14 protein-coding genes are annotated in these 18,482 nt (G+C 49.2%); 6 read left to right on the forward strand and 8 right to left on the reverse strand.

The genetic code is table 11. The features are described from left to right. Positions 1-376: 376 nt before the first annotated feature. Entirely contained in the window at positions 377-1,873 is a 1,497-nt protein-coding gene (locus ACOMHB_RS19620; RefSeq protein WP_448217885.1) for a carboxypeptidase M32, read from the forward strand. 159 nt (positions 1,874-2,032) lie between these two features. On the opposite strand, the gene ACOMHB_RS19625 is transcribed toward ACOMHB_RS19620, so the two are convergent. Then, positions 2,033-2,425 carry a hypothetical protein gene (locus ACOMHB_RS19625; RefSeq protein WP_448217886.1) on the reverse strand — a complete coding sequence of 131 codons (393 nt, stop codon included), beginning with the start codon at positions 2,423-2,425 and terminating at the stop codon, positions 2,033-2,035. A gap of 368 nt (positions 2,426-2,793) precedes the next feature. Between ACOMHB_RS19625 and ACOMHB_RS19630 the strand changes: the two genes are divergently transcribed. After that, positions 2,794-3,891: an AI-2E family transporter gene (locus tag ACOMHB_RS19630; RefSeq protein ID WP_448217887.1), complete on the forward strand. Its 1,098-nt coding sequence runs from the start codon at positions 2,794-2,796 to the stop codon at positions 3,889-3,891. Between the two features lie 60 nt (positions 3,892-3,951). Continuing rightward, entirely contained in the window at positions 3,952-4,578 is a 627-nt protein-coding gene (locus tag ACOMHB_RS19635) for an NUDIX hydrolase (RefSeq protein ID WP_448217888.1), read from the forward strand. Between the two features lie 29 nt (positions 4,579-4,607). Here ACOMHB_RS19635 and tldD read toward each other — a convergent pair whose 3' ends face one another. The 7 genes from tldD to ACOMHB_RS19670 form a co-directional block, all read right to left on the reverse strand. Then, entirely contained in the window at positions 4,608-6,047 is a 1,440-nt protein-coding gene (tldD, locus tag ACOMHB_RS19640) for a metalloprotease TldD (protein ID WP_448217889.1), read from the reverse strand. A 350-nt stretch (positions 6,048-6,397) separates the two neighbouring features. Continuing rightward, complete coding sequence (locus ACOMHB_RS19645; RefSeq protein WP_448217890.1) at positions 6,398-10,354, reverse strand: YhdP family protein; 3,957 nt, start codon at positions 10,352-10,354, stop codon at positions 6,398-6,400. Positions 10,355-10,385: 31 nt separating this feature from the next. Beyond that, complete coding sequence (gene rng / locus ACOMHB_RS19650) at positions 10,386-11,858, reverse strand: ribonuclease G (protein ID WP_422134779.1); 1,473 nt, start codon at positions 11,856-11,858, stop codon at positions 10,386-10,388. A 209-nt stretch (positions 11,859-12,067) separates the two neighbouring features. After that, a complete protein-coding gene (locus ACOMHB_RS19655) occupies positions 12,068-12,667 on the reverse strand; it encodes a Maf family protein (RefSeq protein WP_422134780.1) in 600 nt (199 codons plus the stop codon). 5 nt (positions 12,668-12,672) lie between these two features. Further along, on the reverse strand, positions 12,673-13,161 hold the full coding sequence (mreD, locus tag ACOMHB_RS19660) for a rod shape-determining protein MreD (RefSeq protein WP_448217891.1): 489 nt from the start codon (positions 13,159-13,161) through the stop codon (positions 12,673-12,675). After that, positions 13,158-14,063, reverse strand: a complete 906-nt coding sequence (gene mreC / locus ACOMHB_RS19665; RefSeq protein ID WP_448217892.1) for a rod shape-determining protein MreC — start codon at positions 14,061-14,063, stop codon at positions 13,158-13,160. Before mreC ends, mreD begins: the two co-directional genes overlap by 4 nt. 98 nt (positions 14,064-14,161) lie before the next feature. After that, positions 14,162-15,199 carry a rod shape-determining protein gene (locus tag ACOMHB_RS19670; RefSeq protein ID WP_317145571.1) on the reverse strand — a complete coding sequence of 346 codons (1,038 nt, stop codon included), beginning with the start codon at positions 15,197-15,199 and terminating at the stop codon, positions 14,162-14,164. A 473-nt stretch (positions 15,200-15,672) separates the two neighbouring features. Between ACOMHB_RS19670 and ACOMHB_RS19675 the strand changes: the two genes are divergently transcribed. The 3 genes from ACOMHB_RS19675 to gatA all read left to right on the forward strand — a co-directional run bounded on the left by ACOMHB_RS19675 (position 15,673) and on the right by gatA (position 18,435). Beyond that, positions 15,673-16,362, forward strand: a complete 690-nt coding sequence (locus ACOMHB_RS19675) for a tellurite resistance TerB family protein (RefSeq protein ID WP_448217893.1) — start codon at positions 15,673-15,675, stop codon at positions 16,360-16,362. Between the two features lie 273 nt (positions 16,363-16,635). Continuing rightward, a complete protein-coding gene (gatC, locus tag ACOMHB_RS19680; protein WP_448217894.1) occupies positions 16,636-16,923 on the forward strand; it encodes an Asp-tRNA(Asn)/Glu-tRNA(Gln) amidotransferase subunit GatC in 288 nt (95 codons plus the stop codon). Between the two features lie 60 nt (positions 16,924-16,983). Continuing rightward, positions 16,984-18,435, forward strand: coding sequence for an Asp-tRNA(Asn)/Glu-tRNA(Gln) amidotransferase subunit GatA (gene gatA, locus ACOMHB_RS19685; RefSeq protein ID WP_448217895.1), 1,452 nt, complete (start codon positions 16,984-16,986; stop codon positions 18,433-18,435). Positions 18,436-18,482: the final 47 nt, after the last annotated feature.

Below are 18,482 nucleotides of genomic sequence, written 5' to 3' on the forward strand. Positions count from 1 at the left end.
TTCAGACTCCATCTTACCCGTAATAAATAGCCGACAGAAAAAGGAGTCTAGCAGCCTGTCGGACTTAAGACTGTCCTACGCGGCAACTGCTCCTGCGTTGCTCTAGCTCCTGCATCCATGCAGTCGTGTGGTTGCAATAAATTGGTCTAAAAATCCCTGTTTCTTCGTCAAATAGGTCGCTATTCTCCTCAGAAACAGAGATTTTTATCCTCAATTTCTTGCAATCCTCGCTACGGACGCTTAAGTCCGACAGGCTGCTAGTATAGGATAACCATTCTGCACTGGATGAAGCTTCGCTCTGTCAACGGCCAAAAGCCGGGATGATTACTCGACAGAATTCAACCGTTACAATAACCAAAACAATGGAACCAGAACTATGAACCAGGCTTACAACCATCTTGTAGAACGTTTCAACAAGCTTTACCGTTTCCAACATCTGTCTGCCATGGCGAGCTGGGATCAGGCAGCCATGATGCCTTCCGGGGGCAACCAGGCCCGCTCTGAAGCCCTTGCAGAACTCTCCAGCCTGATACATCAACTGCTGACTGAAGAACAGGTTAGCCAATGGCTTCAGGAAGCCCGGGAAAAAGCTGACGACCCGGTCATACAAAGTTCTATCCGGGAAATGGAACGCAGTTGGAGAAAGGCTTCGGTCATGCCAGCAGATCTGGTCAAAGCTCAGTCTCTGGCCAGCTCGAAGTGCGAACATGCCTGGCGAACCCAGCGCCCGGAAAACAACTGGCAAGGCTTTTCCGAAAACCTGAAAGAAGTCGTCAAACTGGCCCGTGAAGAAGCCAGTATCCGCTCCGCTGCTTCCGGTGCCAAAGGCTACGATGCCATGCTCGAGCTTTATGAACCCGGTATGACCTCAAAAGAGCTGGATGTTCTTTTTGGCAATCTCAAGAGCTGGCTGCCAGAAACCCTGCAAACCGTTGTCGAACAGCAAAAAAATGATTCTCTGATAGCCAGTCAGGGCCACTACCCGACTGAAAGCCAGAAAGCCCTGGGGCTGGATGTAATGAAACTGCTGGGTTTTGACTTCGACCATGGCCGACTGGACGTCAGTGTTCACCCATTCTGTGGAGGGGTTCCGGAAGATGTTCGCCTCACAACCCGTTATAACGAACGAGACTTCGTTGAATCCCTGATGGGAACCATCCACGAGACAGGTCATGCCCGCTATAACCAGAATCTTCCGGCAGATCTGAGGGCGCTGCCGCTGGGCTCTTATCGTTCCATGGGGGTCCACGAAGGCCAGAGTCTGTTTTTTGAAATGCAACTGGGCCGCAGCCCCCAGTTCCTGCATCTGATAAGGCCTCTGATCGTGAAACATCTGGCAAGAGGTCAGGAAGATGAACGTTTCAGCCAGACCAATCTTGAGAAGATCTACAACCGGGTAAAGCCCGGCTTTATTCGTGTTGATGCCGATGAAATAAGTTATCCCATGCATGTGATCCTGCGTTATGAAATCGAGAAGGCGTTGATCGAAGGAGACCTGCAGGTGGATGACCTGCCCCAGATCTGGAATGAGAAAATGCAGGCTTACCTGGGTCTATCCACCGGCGAAAAGCATAGCACCGGCTGCATGCAAGACATTCACTGGCCAATGGGCGCTTTTGGTTACTTCCCGAGTTATACTCTGGGTGCCATGTATGCAGCCCAGCAGTTTGCTGCTGTTAAACGACAATTACCCGATGTAGAAAGTCGCATCGCTAATGGTGATCTGGAGCCGGTATTTAACTGGCTGACAGAAAACATCTGGCAGCAGGGCAGCAAGCTGGAAACCCACGAACTTTATACTAAGGCTACTGGCGAGCCACTGAATGCAGATCACTTCAAACAGCACGTTTTGAGTCGTTACCTGAACACCTGATGACTCGCTCCCCTTAAATTTCCGGACCCACTCATTCCGAGACCGGGTTCAGGTTTACCGTGAGCAGCAGCGGGATCGGGTCTTGAATCTCAAACATAACCAAAAGCAGCAGGATCAAGACCTGACGCCCACCCACGTAGCGGTGGGAGTGAATGTCAATTACAATGTTGATGGGTCAGGAAAAATGGATAAAGATTTGATTTTCCCATTTTCATCAAGTACAAAAACATCAACATATGAGTTATTAATGCCCTCAATATTCAGAGTTAAACTTAACACGCAGTCATTCAAAAGCTGTTGATTAACGACATCATACTTGACATCTTTGTCTTTATGACAAAATAAGTTTTTAGCTGTAATCTCTCCATATTTGGGTGAATACACCAAGTCATCTTTGTTGCTGAATAATGGCAGTATGCCATTGCATTCGTTACCGTTCTTGAGACTTTCTACATATGTCTTTGTGACTATTGTGCAATTGCCAGAGAAGGCAAGGTTAGATGTCAATGCGATCATTGATATTAAAAACAAGCATGAGATATTTTTAATCATCTTTAGCCCCACATAGTTGGATTTTAGTGCATGATCGACTTTTTAATTTGCACGACAATACCAAGACCAGTCCAATGGCCCTGGCACCCTGTGTAATGAGATCAGGCACAACTTTATTTTTGATGGTTTCCTCAAAATGCTGTATATAGTCATTGCGATGTTCCCTTTGCCAGGATTAAGCTCGACTTGACCTAATGCGGCTTCATCTGCGATACATCCAGGCAAGCCTGTTTAGAAAGCATTTTAGTAGAATGACGGCAACTTTCTTACTAAGTTAGCCAAGGTGGATCGGCGTAGCATTCGCCCTGGACTCTTCATGGCTGGCAACGATGATGACAATCAATTTTTGCAAGCAGAGGAGTCAGATCTTGAGTCTTGAACATATGCAAAAGGAGCAAGAGTCAAGTATGCAATCAGCCGAAATACAGAACATTAGTCGCTATTTAGTGACAGCTGCTTCACTGGTGATCATTCTTGCCGGTATCCGTCTGGGCAGTGAAATACTCTCCCTCCTGCTGTTTTCCTACTTCCTGGCGATCCTTCTGAACCCTGCTATCAATGCCTTGAGCCGACTGCATATTCCCAGGGTGCTGGGTATTTTCTTGGTGGTCTCGGTGCTTATCATTACTATGATGATGATTGTGGCTTCCATTGGCAGTGCGTTACAGGAATTTGCCAGGGCACTGCCAGGGTACAAGCAGCAAATGATCGATATGTTCCATCAGATCAGTGACACACTGGCACAGCGCAACATTAATCTGGATCTGAAATCCATCACTGAACCACTGGATACCTCGTCCCTGTTTGGCTTTTTAACGTCCATGCTAAGTCATATGGGCAGTGCCACCAGTTATGCTTTTCTGATCTTTCTGACGGTTATATTCATGCTGGCCGAGGCTCCGCTGCTAAAAAATAAGCTGGTCCGCGCCATGCCCAATCCGGACCAGCAACTGAAAGATCTCGAAAGATTTGTTGCCTCGGTCAATCATTATGTTGCCCTGAAGACGGCAATCAGTCTGCTCACCGGATTGCTGGTCGCTCTGATGCTATGGTCACAAGGGGTTAACTTTTACCTGCTCGGTGGCATTCTGGCTTTTGCCCTGAACTTTATTCCAAACATTGGTTCCATACTGGCGGCGATACCCGGTATTCTAATCACTTTGCTGCAACTGGGTTTTTCTGAAGCGATATTTGTTTCAACAGGCTATTTCGCGATCAACATGCTGATTGGTAACATGCTTGAGCCCAGAGTTTTGGGTAAAGGGCTTGGCCTTTCATCCATGGTCGTTTTTTTATCGTTACTGATCTGGGGCTGGTTACTGGGTCCCATTGGCATGCTGCTCTCAGTTCCATTGACCATCAGCATAAAAGTACTGCTGGAGTCCTCACCCGGTAGCCGAAGGTTTGCTGCGCTTCTCGGATCTGGTCGGACAAAAGAGGAAGTAGAAGCTGAACTGTCAAAGTAATACTCAGCTCCAGCCGACTGTACTAGAGTGAACAGATTCATCAATGGACAGGCAAATATCATGCAGAAAAATCCATGGATAGGCTGGGCTGAAAAGATTCGCGCTATAGCCCAAAACGGAATAACTTATGCTGATGGCGACTTTGACCTGGAGCGCTACCATCAGCTCCAGGGCATTGCCCACGAAATGACGGCACTTCTCGCCGGTGCTCCCATTGAAAAAGTTGATCATTTTTTTCTTCCTGAGAATGGCTACACCACACCCAAGCTCGATATCCGGGCCGGGGTGTTTCAGGAAGGTCGTATCCTGCTGGTGAGAGAGCGCTCTGATGATCGCTGGGCCCTGCCGGGTGGCTGGGCCGACGTCTGTGAGTCTCCGGCCCTGGGAGCAGAACGGGAAACTCTGGAAGAATCAGGGTATGTTGTCAAAGCCGGGAAGCTGGTGGCTGTTCGCGATGTTCATAAACATCCCTACTACCCCACAAACCCCCATCACCTGATCAAAATGCTGTTTCTCTGCGAACTCAAGGGCGGTAGTCCCACTGCCAATATCGAGATATCAGAGGTCGGCTTTTTCGAACCGGATCAACTCCCACCTCTTTCACAGGGGAGAACCATTGCTTCTGACATCGCTTTGCTGAAGCAACATCATGAAAATCGTGAACTGCCCACAGAGTTCGATAGGTAGGCAGTTTCACCGGCCACTTCCCATAATGATCAGGCCGTTCCGCCTACCGTGATTTCATCAATCTTAAGCGTAGGCTGGCCCACGCCAACAGGCACAGACTGACCGTCTTTACCGCAGACGCCAATGCCCGGATCCAGCTCAAGATCATTGCCAACCATAGACACCTGATTCATCACATCGGGACCGTTGCCGATGAGGGTAGCGCCTTTAACCGGGGTAGTGATCTTGCCATTCTCAATCAGGTAAGCCTCACTGGTAGAGAATACAAATTTGCCAGAAGTAATATCGACCTGACCACCGCCCATATTGGCAACATAGATACCTTTGTCAACACTGGTAATAATCTCACCCGGATCGCTCTTGCCGGCCAGCATGTAAGTATTGGTCATTCGCGGCATGGGCAGATGAGAATAAGACTCCCGACGTCCATTACCCGTTGGAGCGACACCCATCAGACGAGCATTCAGCTTGTCCTGCATGTAACCTTTCAGGATACCGTTCTCAACCAGAACCGTTGATTCGGTCGGTACGCCTTCGTCGTCAAGATTCAGGGAACCTCTGCGGCCTGTCAGAGTGCCATCATCAACAATGGTGCACAGTGGGGAAGCAACTCTTTCACCGATGCGACCCGAATAGGAAGAACTTCCCTTACGGTTAAAGTCGCCTTCCAGACCATGACCTACGGCTTCATGCAAGAGAACACCCGACCAGCCCGGAGCCAATACCACTGGCATGGTCCCAGCCGGAGCAGCAACGGCCTCAAGATTCACCAGAGCCTGTCGCACCGCTTCACGGGCGTAGCCCAAACCTTTGTCATTCCGGATAAACTGCAGATAGTCACCACGGCCACCACCACCGGCAGAACCTCGCTCAATACGGCCATCTTTCTCGGCAATGACACTGACGCTCATACGAACCAGCGGGCGAATGTCTGCTGCCAGTGTACCATCAGAAGCAGCCACCAGAATCACTTCATGGGCCCCCGCCAGGCTGACATTCACCTGCTTAACCGCTGGATCCGCTTTTCTGGCTTCCTGATCAACAGCCTTGAGCAGTGCCACTTTCTCTTCACGGCTCATAGAATCCAAAGGATTATCCATGCCATATAAAGCCAGTGGCTGGCTGCGGTTCCAGGCCTGAATCTGATGTTCCTGCCCCTGACGGGCAATACTGCGAGCCGCACCCGCAGCCTGCTCCAGGGCCGGTAATATAATTTCGTTGGAATAGGCAAAACCGGTTTTCTCGCCGCTGATAGCACGTACACCCACACCCCGGTCTACATTGAAGCTGCCTTCCTTGATAATACTGTCTTCCAACGACCAGGCTTCATGGCGTGTGGACTGAAAGTAGAGGTCCGCAGCATCTACCGAATGGCCGAGAATACTGTCAAGTACTCTGCCCAATTCGTTGTTACCGATATTTGCCGGCGCCAGCAAATGATTTCGCGCCTGTGTAAGAATGTCGGTCATAGTTTATTCAGGCCTTTGCTATTATCCATAGCCTGCCCTGGGAGGCTGGCCGAGAATAGACTGCCCTACGCGGCAACTGCTCCTGCGTTGCTCTAGCTCCTGCATCCATGCAGTCGTGCGGCGGCAGCAAATTGGTCTGAAAATCAGCTTTTGTTCGTCAAATAGCTCGCTATTCTCCTCACAAAACCGAATTTTCATCCTCAATTTTCTGCCGTCCTCGCTACGGGGTCGCCTAGACGGGCGCTATTCTCGGACAAGCTCCTAGTGGATTCGGAGCGGGCAGACATAGTGAGATTGTCACACCTATGGATAGAAAAAGCATTCTCATTTTGCTCAATCTTGTTTCTGACTCAGGGTTTTTTCCGCTTGGGAATCTCTGTCTGGTCTGGTTTTCGGGCTTTGCCTGAGAATAACCGATCCAGAGTCACTTCAGGATTATCAAAAGAGCCTTTGATCCGGTAGCGAATACTGGCCAGCTGATCCACTTGTTTGCCCACCAACACATCCGCCAGATAAATCAGACCAGCCACCTGAGGCGCAGACCCCAGCAAAACACTGAGTATTGGCAAATTAGACGATAGAGGAAGTGTAATAACCAGGCTCATATCCATCCTCTCGGAAAGAGTGTCTATGTGACCATCCAGCTTGAAGTTCGATGAAGGCCCCTGAATTTCAAGAGGCTTATCGAAAGTAATAACCCCTTCGTCGAACCGCACGCCCCCATCCATACGGTCAAAACTGATGCCTTTCTTGTAGAGGTCAGAAAAATCGAGCCGCAAACGCCGGGTCAGTGCCTCCATATTCAGGATGCCGAACATTTTCAGGGCTCCGGCCCCCCCTTCCAACTTCTGCAGGGTGCCACTTTCCAGTGTCAGTCTGACGGCACCTGTCAGTGACGCCATATTGATCCCCATCGGAGGTCCATCCCAGGCCAGTTTTCCTTCAATGGTCGTCTTCTCTGCGGAAACAAATGGTGAGATACCCAGAGCTTCCTGAAGAGCCTGAATTCCCGACCCCGTCAGATGCTCATTAAAAAAAGTTCTCTGCTGACCATTGATATAGGTCCAATCCAGATCTCCGGATAACTCCATCTTCTGCAGATTGATTTTCAGATCCTCAATACGTTTACCATCAGGAAAGGGTCTCAAACCAAAAGCAACTGAACCCAGATTCCTGCTGCCTAACTTAAGAGAGCTAATGGAGACATCAGCATTGGGCAGATCTAAAGGCCGGATATCAGCCAATACACCTTTATGCCCGGCAGTAGCTTCATTCTTTGCAGGATCTTGGGAAAAATGCAGCTTTTTCAAATTCAGTTGGTAGGGTTGCTTCTGATCCTCAGGTATTATCAAACTACCATCTATCGTGTCACTGCTTAAATCAAGACGTGTGCCACGGGCTTCATGAAACAGGTTAAACACCAGATTATTCAGAGTTTCTTTATTGCAGATGAGTCGGTCAATCTTCAATTGACGGACTTCTATCTGACTCACCAGAGTCTTTTCTGTTGTGTCACCCGGCTGCCCTTCAAACTGACGTTTCCATGGCATCAGATCAAGTTTGGATAGTTGCCCGGACAGTACAATTTTATCGGGCTTCATAGTCGGCAATTTACCTTTATTGCCAAGCAGAACGACAGCAGACTTATACTTGAAACCATTCTCAAACTGAATTCTGGCCTGTGCTGTCCTGCCAAGAACTATATCCAAAACAGCAGTATCCAGTTCACCTCGATGAGTGAATTGATTAAGACGCAGTTCAAAAGGCACTGTCTGGCCAGCCGCTACTTTTAGAGGCGCCGGAAGCTCGATTTCCATGCCTTTCATGTCACTGGTCACTTTCAACTGAAGGTCAGCAGGCTTGCCGCCCAGTATTAACTCGCCTTTGTAGTGACTGGCACCTTCGAGAAAACTGAGAGCATCCAGCTGAAGCCATTGCTGAAGTCCTTCAGCAGAAACAGAACCGTTCCAGTGGACATGGACTTCAGGCTCAGTTTTATTCTTCATATCGGTGTAAACTCGAGCCTCAACAGCATCACCCAGAAAGCGACCCCTCACTTTTTCAGCAGACAATCCGGTTTCAGTACTGAAATTCAAGACACCTTCAATGTCTTCAATCTGGATGTCCGCCGCATCTATGCCGAAATACGCTCCCGATGTTTCCATACTTACGTCAACTGACGTATCTATGGTACGCTCAAGTGGAATCCCTAACTGAATGCTGCCATTCAGGTCTCCACGAATCGTCCACTTCTTTGCTTCTCCCTTCAGCCGCTGAGCTATGGGGGTCTCTGTCAAGAGCTTTTCGAGATCCGTGCCTGTAGCGGCCACCTGACCAGAGATATTCAAATCCAGATTTTTATCCAGCGCCAGATCAGCCTGGACATGACTGAGCTTTGCAGCCAATAACTTTGCTGAGGCCAATTCAATCTTGATGTTGTCGTTATCCACCCACACCTGTCCCCGGGCGTCATAGACTTCTGGCCAGTCAGGATCATAATCCAGACGCGCTTTATTGACATCGAAATAGAGTCCCCACTTCACAGCATCAGAGTCGTCAGTGTCTTCCAGCGGACCACCGTAGGTAAAGCGCCCTTGGTAAATTTCGGCCCCTTTGATACTGGAATCAAGCCACTCGACCAGCTCTTTTGAAAGCGTTGGCAGATGGCTGGGCAGGTATTTTGGCGTATAGCTGGCATCACCGTTTTTCATGCCCACATTCAGGTCCATGACAATGGGCTCCTTGCCATCCAGAGGAATATCGAGCCTCAGCCGACCACTGAGATTACCCTCGGGTGCTTTTATAGTGATATCATCGCTACTCAGCTGAAAGAAATTCTTCTTATCCAGTACATCCCAACTCAGCCTTGCCTGGGCAGTATCAAAGTGCCAGACATCGCGAAACAGTTTGGTCAGCCCCAATGTAAAATTTTCTGTATCCAGGTCAAAATAGCCGCTGATCATGCCCATTTTTAGATGGCCATTGACGTTTGAAGCAGACGGTGCTCCCTCCCAGGCAGCCACTGAAACGCCTTTCAGTTTCGCAGAAAGATCCAGCTGCTCCCTAAGTGGCTTATCAGGGTGGTATTGGGCAAATATGTTATCGAGCTCACCTGCCGGGTTGAGAATAGTGAACAGTTCATCAGCCAGCTCTGGCATTAGCTGAGTATTGACCAGAAAAGATTTGAGCACTGCCAGATCAACAGAGTTAACCGAAGTCGTGTAAGTCGGCTCTCTTTCCCTCTTGCCATGAATCTTGATGTTAAGACCAAGATGATGCGCGCCGGACGTCAGACTCATATTTTGCAGCCCAAGCTGCCAGTCTGTACTTCCAATCAGATAATTGCTCGCCAGTGAAAGCTCAGTCGACAAAGCAGCATTCGGCAGCAGTTGCTGATCTTTCTGGTAGACAATCGATGGCAGATTCAAATCTCCCTGCAACTGCCACTGACCATCGAGATATTGCCACTCAGCATCGAGATTCAATTGTGCGGTTTTCAACTCCGTGCTTTTCAAATGAGCGGCTTTCAACTGAAGAATGTCTTGTGAAAAGAGCGCAGACCAGGGAGCCAGGTCCAGTGCACTGGCCTTGATAAGCCCGGTCCAGGTCATGTCATTTCTTTCAATCCCCTTGCCCAATGCTTTGAACTCCAGACTCCCTTGTTGTGTCACAATTCTGGTCTGAAGATGCTTTAGATCTGACGCTTCTTCAACCAAGAAAAAATAGCGGGTATCAATAATCAGCGGCTCACTGCCATAAGGCTGCATTGTCAGGGAAAAATTGGTGACATCAATGTGTTCCTGAAGCTGTAATAACTCCAGAGTTTTGTGCAGGTTAAAGCCCTTGCCGTCGTCACGGATGTATTGAACTCCTCTGAGTGACCACACGCCATCACTGTCGCTTTCAATGGCCAGAGTGACACCTTCTGCTTCCAGATAGGAAAAGACCGGAGCCCGGTTCATCAGACTGGCTTTAAAATCCAGCTCGAGATCAAGGCGCTCGATAGCAAAACCGGGAGCTTCAGAAGCATTGCCCTGAAGCGTCAACCCTTTGATGTTGAGAGTAGGAGTACCCCCAGCCCAGTTGGCGTCCAGCTGATCGACAGCGAAAGAAGTGTCGAGCGTGTTGTTAAGATATTCAACCAGATAGTCTTGCAACAAGGGCAGGGATCCGATAAAAATCCGGACCCCGGCCACCAGCAATACAATTAAAAGAAGGGCCGCCATGACCAGGCGAAAGCTCCATAGAGCGGCAGACTTGAGGTAAGTTACCAGTCTTGAATCTGACCTCATAAAATACCAGGCCATCTGTTTTTCATTGACGAGTTCCTATTCCCGGTTATACCAGCACCACATCAAACTGTTCCTGGCTATATATGGGTTCAACCTGGAAACGAATCGGTTTTTGAATAAATTCTTCGAGATCTGCCACATTACTTGACTCTTCATCCAGCAGGCGGTCCACCACCTGTTCAGATGCCAGAACGGTGTAACTCTGGCTATCATAAGCGCGAACAGCTCGAAGAATTTCTCTGAAAATTTCATAGCACACTGTTTCAGCTGTTTTCAATGTGCCACGACCATCACAGGTTGGACAGGGTTCACAGAGCACATTCTCCAGCGACTCCCGTGTTCTCTTACGGGTCATTTCCACCAACCCCAGTTCACTCACGCCAGTGATGTTGGTTTTGGCGTGATCTTTCTCCAGAGATCTCTCATAGGTTCTCAGCACCTGCCTCTGATGCTCCGGGTCTTCCATATCGATAAAATCAATAATAATAATGCCACCCAGGTTTCGCAGTCGTAACTGCCGGGCAATGGCTACAGATGCTTCCAGATTGGTCTTAAGGATAGTTTCTTCGAGGTTACGATGACCTACGAAAGCCCCTGTGTTGACATCAATCGTGGTCATGGCCTCAGTCTGGTCGATAATCAGATAGCCGCCTGACTTCAACTGCACCTTGCGACTGAGCGCCTTGTTGATTTCGTCTTCGACCCCAAACAGATCAAAAATTGGACGCTCGCCCGGATAATATTCCACCCTGCCATCCACCAGGGGCACCAGTTTTTTGACAAACTTGGAGACCTTATTGAAGGTCTCCCTGGAATCAATTCGGATTTTCTCGATATCTGGTTCCACCAGGTCACGCATAGTTCTCAAGTGCAGAGGCAAGTCTTCATAAATCGTGGCCGGAGCCGTGTTTTCCTTAACCGTTTCTTCAATGGTCTGCCATAGCCTTCTCAGGAAAAGAATATCGGCCTTCACTTCTGCCTCGGTAATACCTTCTGCTGCTGTTCTGAGAATAAAGCCGCCTTTCTGATCTTCCCCGTCGTCACTCATGCCTTCTTCAACCAGCTTTCTGAGACGCTCGCGCTCTTCTCCATCTTCAATGCGCAGGGAAATGCCTACATGATTATTATGAGGCATCAGTACCAGATAGCGGGCCGGGATAGAGATATGTGTGGTCAGGCGGGCACCTTTTGTTCCCAGGGGATCTTTGGTAACCTGGACAACCAGCGACTGACCTTCATGAACGAGCGCGACAATCGGTCGCTCCGATTGATCATCATTGTCTCTCTCATTGCGGGGAGCAATTTCACTGGCATGAATAAAAGCGGCCCTTTCGAGACCGATATCCACGAAAGCAGCCTGCATTCCGGGGAGAACCCGGACTACTTTGCCCTTGTAGATATTACCGACAATGCCTCGACTACAGGCTCTCTCAATGTAAATTTCCTGAAGTACCCCATTTTCAACCAGCGCCACACGCGATTCCATTGGCGTGATATTCATCAGAATCTCTTCACTCATTCCCTTCCCCTTGAGCTGGTCAGCCTCCCAGAGCCCTTCGGACTTAAGGCCATCTTGGCTGTAAGTCCGAAGGGTTCAAAATTCAATGACAATCCTGACCTGCCAGAAAAACTAAAAAAACAAAACAAATACCTGAAAACGATTTGCCAGACCGAAGGAGCCTTGTCTGGCAGGAAAGCTGTTGAACAGTCTCCCGAGGTTCTTTCTGATCAGTTTTTTACTGACTGAGAGTGCCATGGGCTAATGCCCAGATTCTGAAGCAGATCTGCGGTTTCCTTAACGGGCAAACCCACCACGCCGGTGTAGCTTCCCGTTATGCTGTCTACCAGAACGGCTCCTTTTCCCTGGATACCGTAAGCACCGGCCTTATCCATTGGTTCACCGGTGGCGACGTAAGCTTCTGCCACTTTCCGATCAAAAGCAGCCATTCTGACCACTGTTCTGGATACTCTCACAGATAGATTATTACCATCAGTGACCGCAACTGCTGTGAATACCTCATGGCTATTCCCACTTAATGACAACAGCATATCACAGGCTTGTGGCTCATTTTCGGGTTTACCGAGTATTTTCATTCCCAGAATCACTGATGTATCAGCTGCCAGCACAGGTCTGGCTGGCAAATGGTCAAGAGTAAGCTGCTGCCATCCGGCCAGCGCTTTTTCTTCAGCCATTCGGGTAACATAGGCTTCAGGAGCCTCGCTCAAAAGCGGAGTTTCATCAATCCCGCAATGAATCTGCTGAAAGGCAATACCGATCTGTTGGAGAAGTTCCTTTCTGCGCGGCGACTGGGAAGCAAGATAAATCATGATAATCAGGTCACTCTGAAGTTTCGCCTCAGTGCCCCTAAAATAGCAGACACCCATGGCCAAAATGCGGCGCTGGTGAGGGCCGGCGCCAGATACCAGAGGGTCGGCGGCGTTCTACCCAGGGCACTGCGAATCCACAAATTCAGCAACTGATAAAAACCGACAATCACAAACACCATAAAGGCCTGCTGCCACCAGGGGAACATTCTCAAACGGCGGTGCAGACCCAGCACAATCACAGCCACCAGCAACAATCCCATAGAATTCTGACCAAAGGTTGTTCCCAGCACAACATCCATCAACAAGCCGGTGAAGAAAGCAAAAAATAATCCGAAACGCTCTGGAAGAGCCAGGACCCAATAAAGCACCACCATAGCCACCCAGGATGGCCTGGCAATGGAGATCCAGGCTGGCAGAGGTAAAATACTAAACAGGAAAGCAACCAGCACGGAAAACCAGACAATCCAGTGAGCATTGGCTTTCTGCATACTCATGGGCTCTCCTTCTTGTTAGCCTCAGGTGCCAATTTCGGTTCCATGTCTTCGTTTGAACGGAAGACCAGCAGAACAAAACGTGTCCTGTTGACTTCAGCCATCAGCTGAACCTCGATCCTGGCGAACGCCTCCCCTGGTGTACGCACTATTTTCCTGACTTTCCCCAAGGGGTAGCCCACCGGGTAAATCTGTCCCAGACCCGAACTGGTCAAAAGGTCACCTTCCTTAATATCCACTGTGTCGGAAATATGAAGCAGCTCGACAGAATCCATACTGCCGGTGCCTACGGCAATGGCACGATAGTCACTGCGATTAACCTGGACAGGAACCCTGCTGGCAGTATCTGTGACCAGCATGACCCGGCTACTGACCGGATTAACGGCAATCACCTGCCCCATAACCCCGTGGGCATCAACAATGGCCTGACCTCTGAACACCCCGTCGGTAGAACCTTTATTGATCGTCACGATATGTTCATAGGGGTCCGGATCAATACCAATGATTTCAGCCACCAGAACCTGCTCATCCACAAGTTCGGATGAATTCAGCAATTCCTTCAGGCGTAGGTTCTGGGCAGTCAGAGATGCCAGCTTCTGAACTTTTTGTTCAAGAATCAGGTTACGGGCTTTCAGCCGGGTATTTTCTTCAAGCAGCTCACTTCGGGAAGTCACCAGTTCATCAGCTATGCTAATAGCCCGGGAGGGCAAATCAGAGATCCACTGCAGGGGGGTAACAGCCATTGTTAACCAGGAGCGTGCAGTAGAGAGGTACTCATAACGGTGATCAACAAACAGCAGGGCAATACAAATACTCAGCAAAAAGACAAAACGTGTCGCCAAAGACTGTTGCTGGCTAAATATCGATTTAATGGCTGGCTCCTGTGATTTGCACGGAGAACTCAATCTTTTAATTTCACAAAAATACAGGCTTCACTCATAACAACAGGCCAGGCGGAAACCGCTTGGCCTGTTGTTTGGCTGGAAAGCAACCCAAATGACGTTCAGTCGGTGGACAGTAAATCCATACAATGTTTGTCCATCATTTCCAGAGCCCGACCACCGCCACGGGCAACGCAGGTCAGCGGGTCTTCAGCCACCAGCACGGGCAGGCCGGTCTCTTCACTGATCAGTTTGTCCAGGTCACGCAACAAGGCACCGCCACCAGTCAACACCAGACCTCGCTCGGCAATGTCGGAAGCCAGTTCCGGTGGAGACTGTTCCAGTGCACTTTTAACCGCCTGAACAATCGCACTCAGGGACTCCTGCAGGGCATCAAGAATTTCACTGCTGTTCAGGGTAAAGCTGCGGGGAATACCTTCAGCAAGATTACGACCACGGACGTCGATTTCCATTAACTCATCACTGGCATAAGCAATAGCAATCTCTTGCTTGATGCGCTCAGCGGTTGAGTCACCAATAAGGCTACCATAGTTGCGGCGAACATAGGTTACGATCGCATCATCAAAACGGTCTCCACCCACTCTTACAGACTCGGAATAGACAACACCGCTCAGAGAGATAATGGCAATTTCAGTGGTACCACCACCAATATCGACTACCATGGAGCCACTGGCTTCTTCTACCGGCAAACCAGCACCAATAGCGGCTGCCATGGGCTCTTCAATCAGATAAACTTCACGGGCACCAGCACCCAGAACGGATTCACGAATGGCTCTGCGTTCCACTTTGGTGGACTTGCAGGGAACACAGACAAGTACTCGAGGACTGGGCTGTATAAAACTGTTCTCATGCACTTTGTTAATAAAATGCTGAAGCATGCGCTCGCAGACATCAAAGTCTGCAATCACACCATCTTTCATGGGCCGGATGGCAGTAATATTGCCTGGTGTTCTTCCCAGCATACGCTTGGCATCAGCGCCTACCGCGACTACGCTTTTCTGTGGCCCCAAGTTTCGAATGGCCACAACCGATGGCTCATTCAGGACTATTCCCTTTTCGCGGACATAGACCAATGTGTTAGCCGTTCCCAAGTCGATTGACAAATCGCTGGAAAACAGACCCCGTAACCTTTTCAGCATTTTCTGTATTACCTTGATTCAAGGCTTTCTTTAAATGCCGCAAACTCTATCAATGCACAGTACTCAGAGCAAGCAACAATTCCGCAATATGTATGGTCCAATAAGAGTTACTCAGGGTCAAAATGGAGGATTGCCACTTAAGCTATTCAACACAGACCATAGATTAACCTAATGCAGATAGCTTGCGTTCTCAATGGCCGCCATTCATAATTTTGAAATAAAATAAAAAATTATGAACCTGCTCCTCACCTTTTTCGAACTATTTGAGCTATACTCGTTTCCAATTAAAAATCACATGCCTTGCGCACTTCATACAAAAAAGCCCGAACTTCTGACATTAGTGATGGCTTACACTAAAACTTTTGATAATCCTTACCCGATGCTAACAAACCTTTACCCCGCCTATTCATGCTAAGCAGACGAACACACGTATAGTAACCCCGTTATGAGCACAATCTGAACGGGAGGCCGTTATGGATTTTAAAGGTTTATTTAATCAAGTTGTTAGCTCAGGTTCTTCCCTGATCAGTGAAGGTAAACACAAACTTGAGGGAGAACTGGAAACCTCTTCATCAGACAGCGAAGGCGGCTCTATTTTTTCTGGCTTCGGAAAAGGTGCACTGACTGGCGGTGCTTTGTCTCTGCTACTTGACGCCAAAAAAGGCTGCACGATGGCAGGTAAAGCAGCCGAAGCGGGTGGTGCAGCAGCCCTGGGAGCATTAGCACTGAAAACCTACAAGGGCTGGGCCAATCAGCCTGAAGATAACCAACAAGACTCCAGCGATCTGGAATTGCAGCAGGAAAATGAAGAAAGGCAGAATCAGGTGATTCTGATGGCGATGATTGCCGCCGCCAAAGCCGACGGCCACGTGGATGAAGCCGAAAGAGAAAGAATCTATAAAGCCTTCGAGTCAATGGGAACCAGTCAAGAACTGAATCAATTTGTACAGCAGGAATTGAAGAAACCTCTTGATCCGGCAGAAGTAGCTAATGAAGTGTTCGGTCCTGAAGAAGCCTCTGAGGTCTATCTTGCCTCCCTTCTCGTTGTGGATGAACAAAATGCTATGGAAAAAAACTATCTTGAGGAACTGGGTAGACAGCTGAAACTCGAGCCTGAGTTGGTTGAAAAACTCGAAGCCCAAGCCCATGTGCAAGCGGCGTAATACCCTGAAGGGACCACAAAGTCCGTTCGTCTTTGTGGTTCCGACTCAAACCTGCTTCTGACGATTTGGTCCTGACTTCTCAACACCTCTTCCCAGACTGACTCGACACCCATGACTTCTGTCTACAAGAATTAATCTCGACTGCATCTTGAGATTCACCTTCATAGCCCATACATTTAGCCTTTATTCTTCACGTCCAGCTCTCTCTTAGCCTCAAAAAGCAGGTGAAAGCTGGGTATGACCGCTTTTTAAAGCCCGAATTCGGAGATAGCCATGGCCATTGATGCCTCTGAAATTCAGAAGCTTGCCCATTTGGCGCGCTTGTCCATAGACGACAATCAGGTAGAGACCACTGCCAATACCATCAGCCGCATTCTCGAACTGGTTGACCAGATGCAGAAAGTTAATACCAATCATGTTGAACCCATGGCTCACCCATTGGGTGCCATCCAGCGCCTGCGCGAAGACGTTGTGTCTGAAGAGAATAATCGCGAGCAGCTGCAGAGCTGTGCACCGGCCATTGAAGACGGACTCTTCCTGGTTCCCAAGGTGATTGAGTGAGCTGGCTCGATACCAGAAACCTCAACCCTTTACACTGTTTTAAAGCGATTACCCAGAATCATGTACGATAAATCACTCTCAGAACAAAGCCGCGCCCTGGCCGACGGGGAACTGTCCAGTGTTGAGCTGACCCAGCTCTATCTTGAGCGAATCAAACAGCTTGATGGCAATTACAACAGCTACATAACAGTGACCGAAGAACTGGCACTGAAACAAGCCAGGGCTGCCGACGAACGTCGTGCAACAGGCGATGCCTTGGCATTGACGGGTATTCCTCTAGCCCATAAGGACCTGTTTTGCACAGAAGGTGTAAAAACCACCTGCGGCTCCAAAATCCTGGACAACTTTGTAGCGCCTTATGAATCAACGGTTACCCGAAAATTCAAGGAAGTCGGCTCTGTCACGCTGGGTAAAACCAACATGGACGAGTTCGCCATGGGTTCCTCCAACGAAAACAGTCACTACGGTGCTGTGAAAAACCCCTGGGATACCCGGGCCATTCCCGGCGGTTCCTCCGGTGGTTCTGCAGCCTGCGTTGCAGCACGACTGGCAGCCGGTGCCACCGGCACTGATACTGGCGGCTCCATTCGTCAGCCAGCTTCTCATTGCGGTATCACGGGCCTTAAACCTACCTACGGTCGTGTATCCCGTTACGGTATGATTGCTTATGCATCCAGTCTGGATCAGGCAGGCCCTATGACACAAACCGCCGAAGATGCGGCCCTGATGCTGAACGTAATGGCTGGCTACGATCACCGTGACTCTACCTGCCTGGATCGTGAAGTGCCCGATTATACAGCCAATCTGAATGAGTCTCTGGACGGTCTGACAATAGGCTTACCAAAAGAATATTTTTCAACGGGCCTCGACTCTGAAGTTGAACAATGTGTGCGAGACGCCGTTGCTGAATTCGAAAAGCTGGGGGCCAGGGTCAAAGAAGTCAGCCTGCCTAATCTGGAGCTGTCCATTCCTACTTATTACGTAATTGCACCGGCTGAAGCTTCTTCCAACCTGTCACGCTTTGACGGTGCCCGCTTTGGTCACCGCTGTGATAATCCTGTTGACCTGATGGATATGTACAAGCGCAGCCGTAGCGAAGGTTTTGGTGAAGAAGTCAAACGTCGTATTTTGGTGGGTACTTACGCACTGTCTGCAGGATACTACGATGCTTACTACAAAAAAGCCCAGAAGATTCGTCGCCTGATCCGTGATGACTTTATAAATGCTTTTGAACAGTGTGACATTATCATGGGACCTAATGCTCCGACCTCGGCCTTCAACATTGGCGAGAAGAGCAACGACCCTGTTGCCATGTATCTGTCCGATATTTACACACTGTCTGTTAATCTGGCGGGTCTGCCCGGCATGTCGATACCAGCCGGAATGGCCAGTGGCCGACCAGCAGGTTTGCAGATGATTGGCCGTCACTTTGATGAGTCCCGACTGCTGAACGTTGCTCACCGCTTCCAGCAGGCCACCGACTTTCATAAACAGTTCCCAGTTAATGGTTAACAGTGGACGGTAGATTGTGCTTCAGACTTACCTCCTGAGAGACAATT

This window comes from Endozoicomonas sp. 2B-B, from assembly GCF_053470045.1.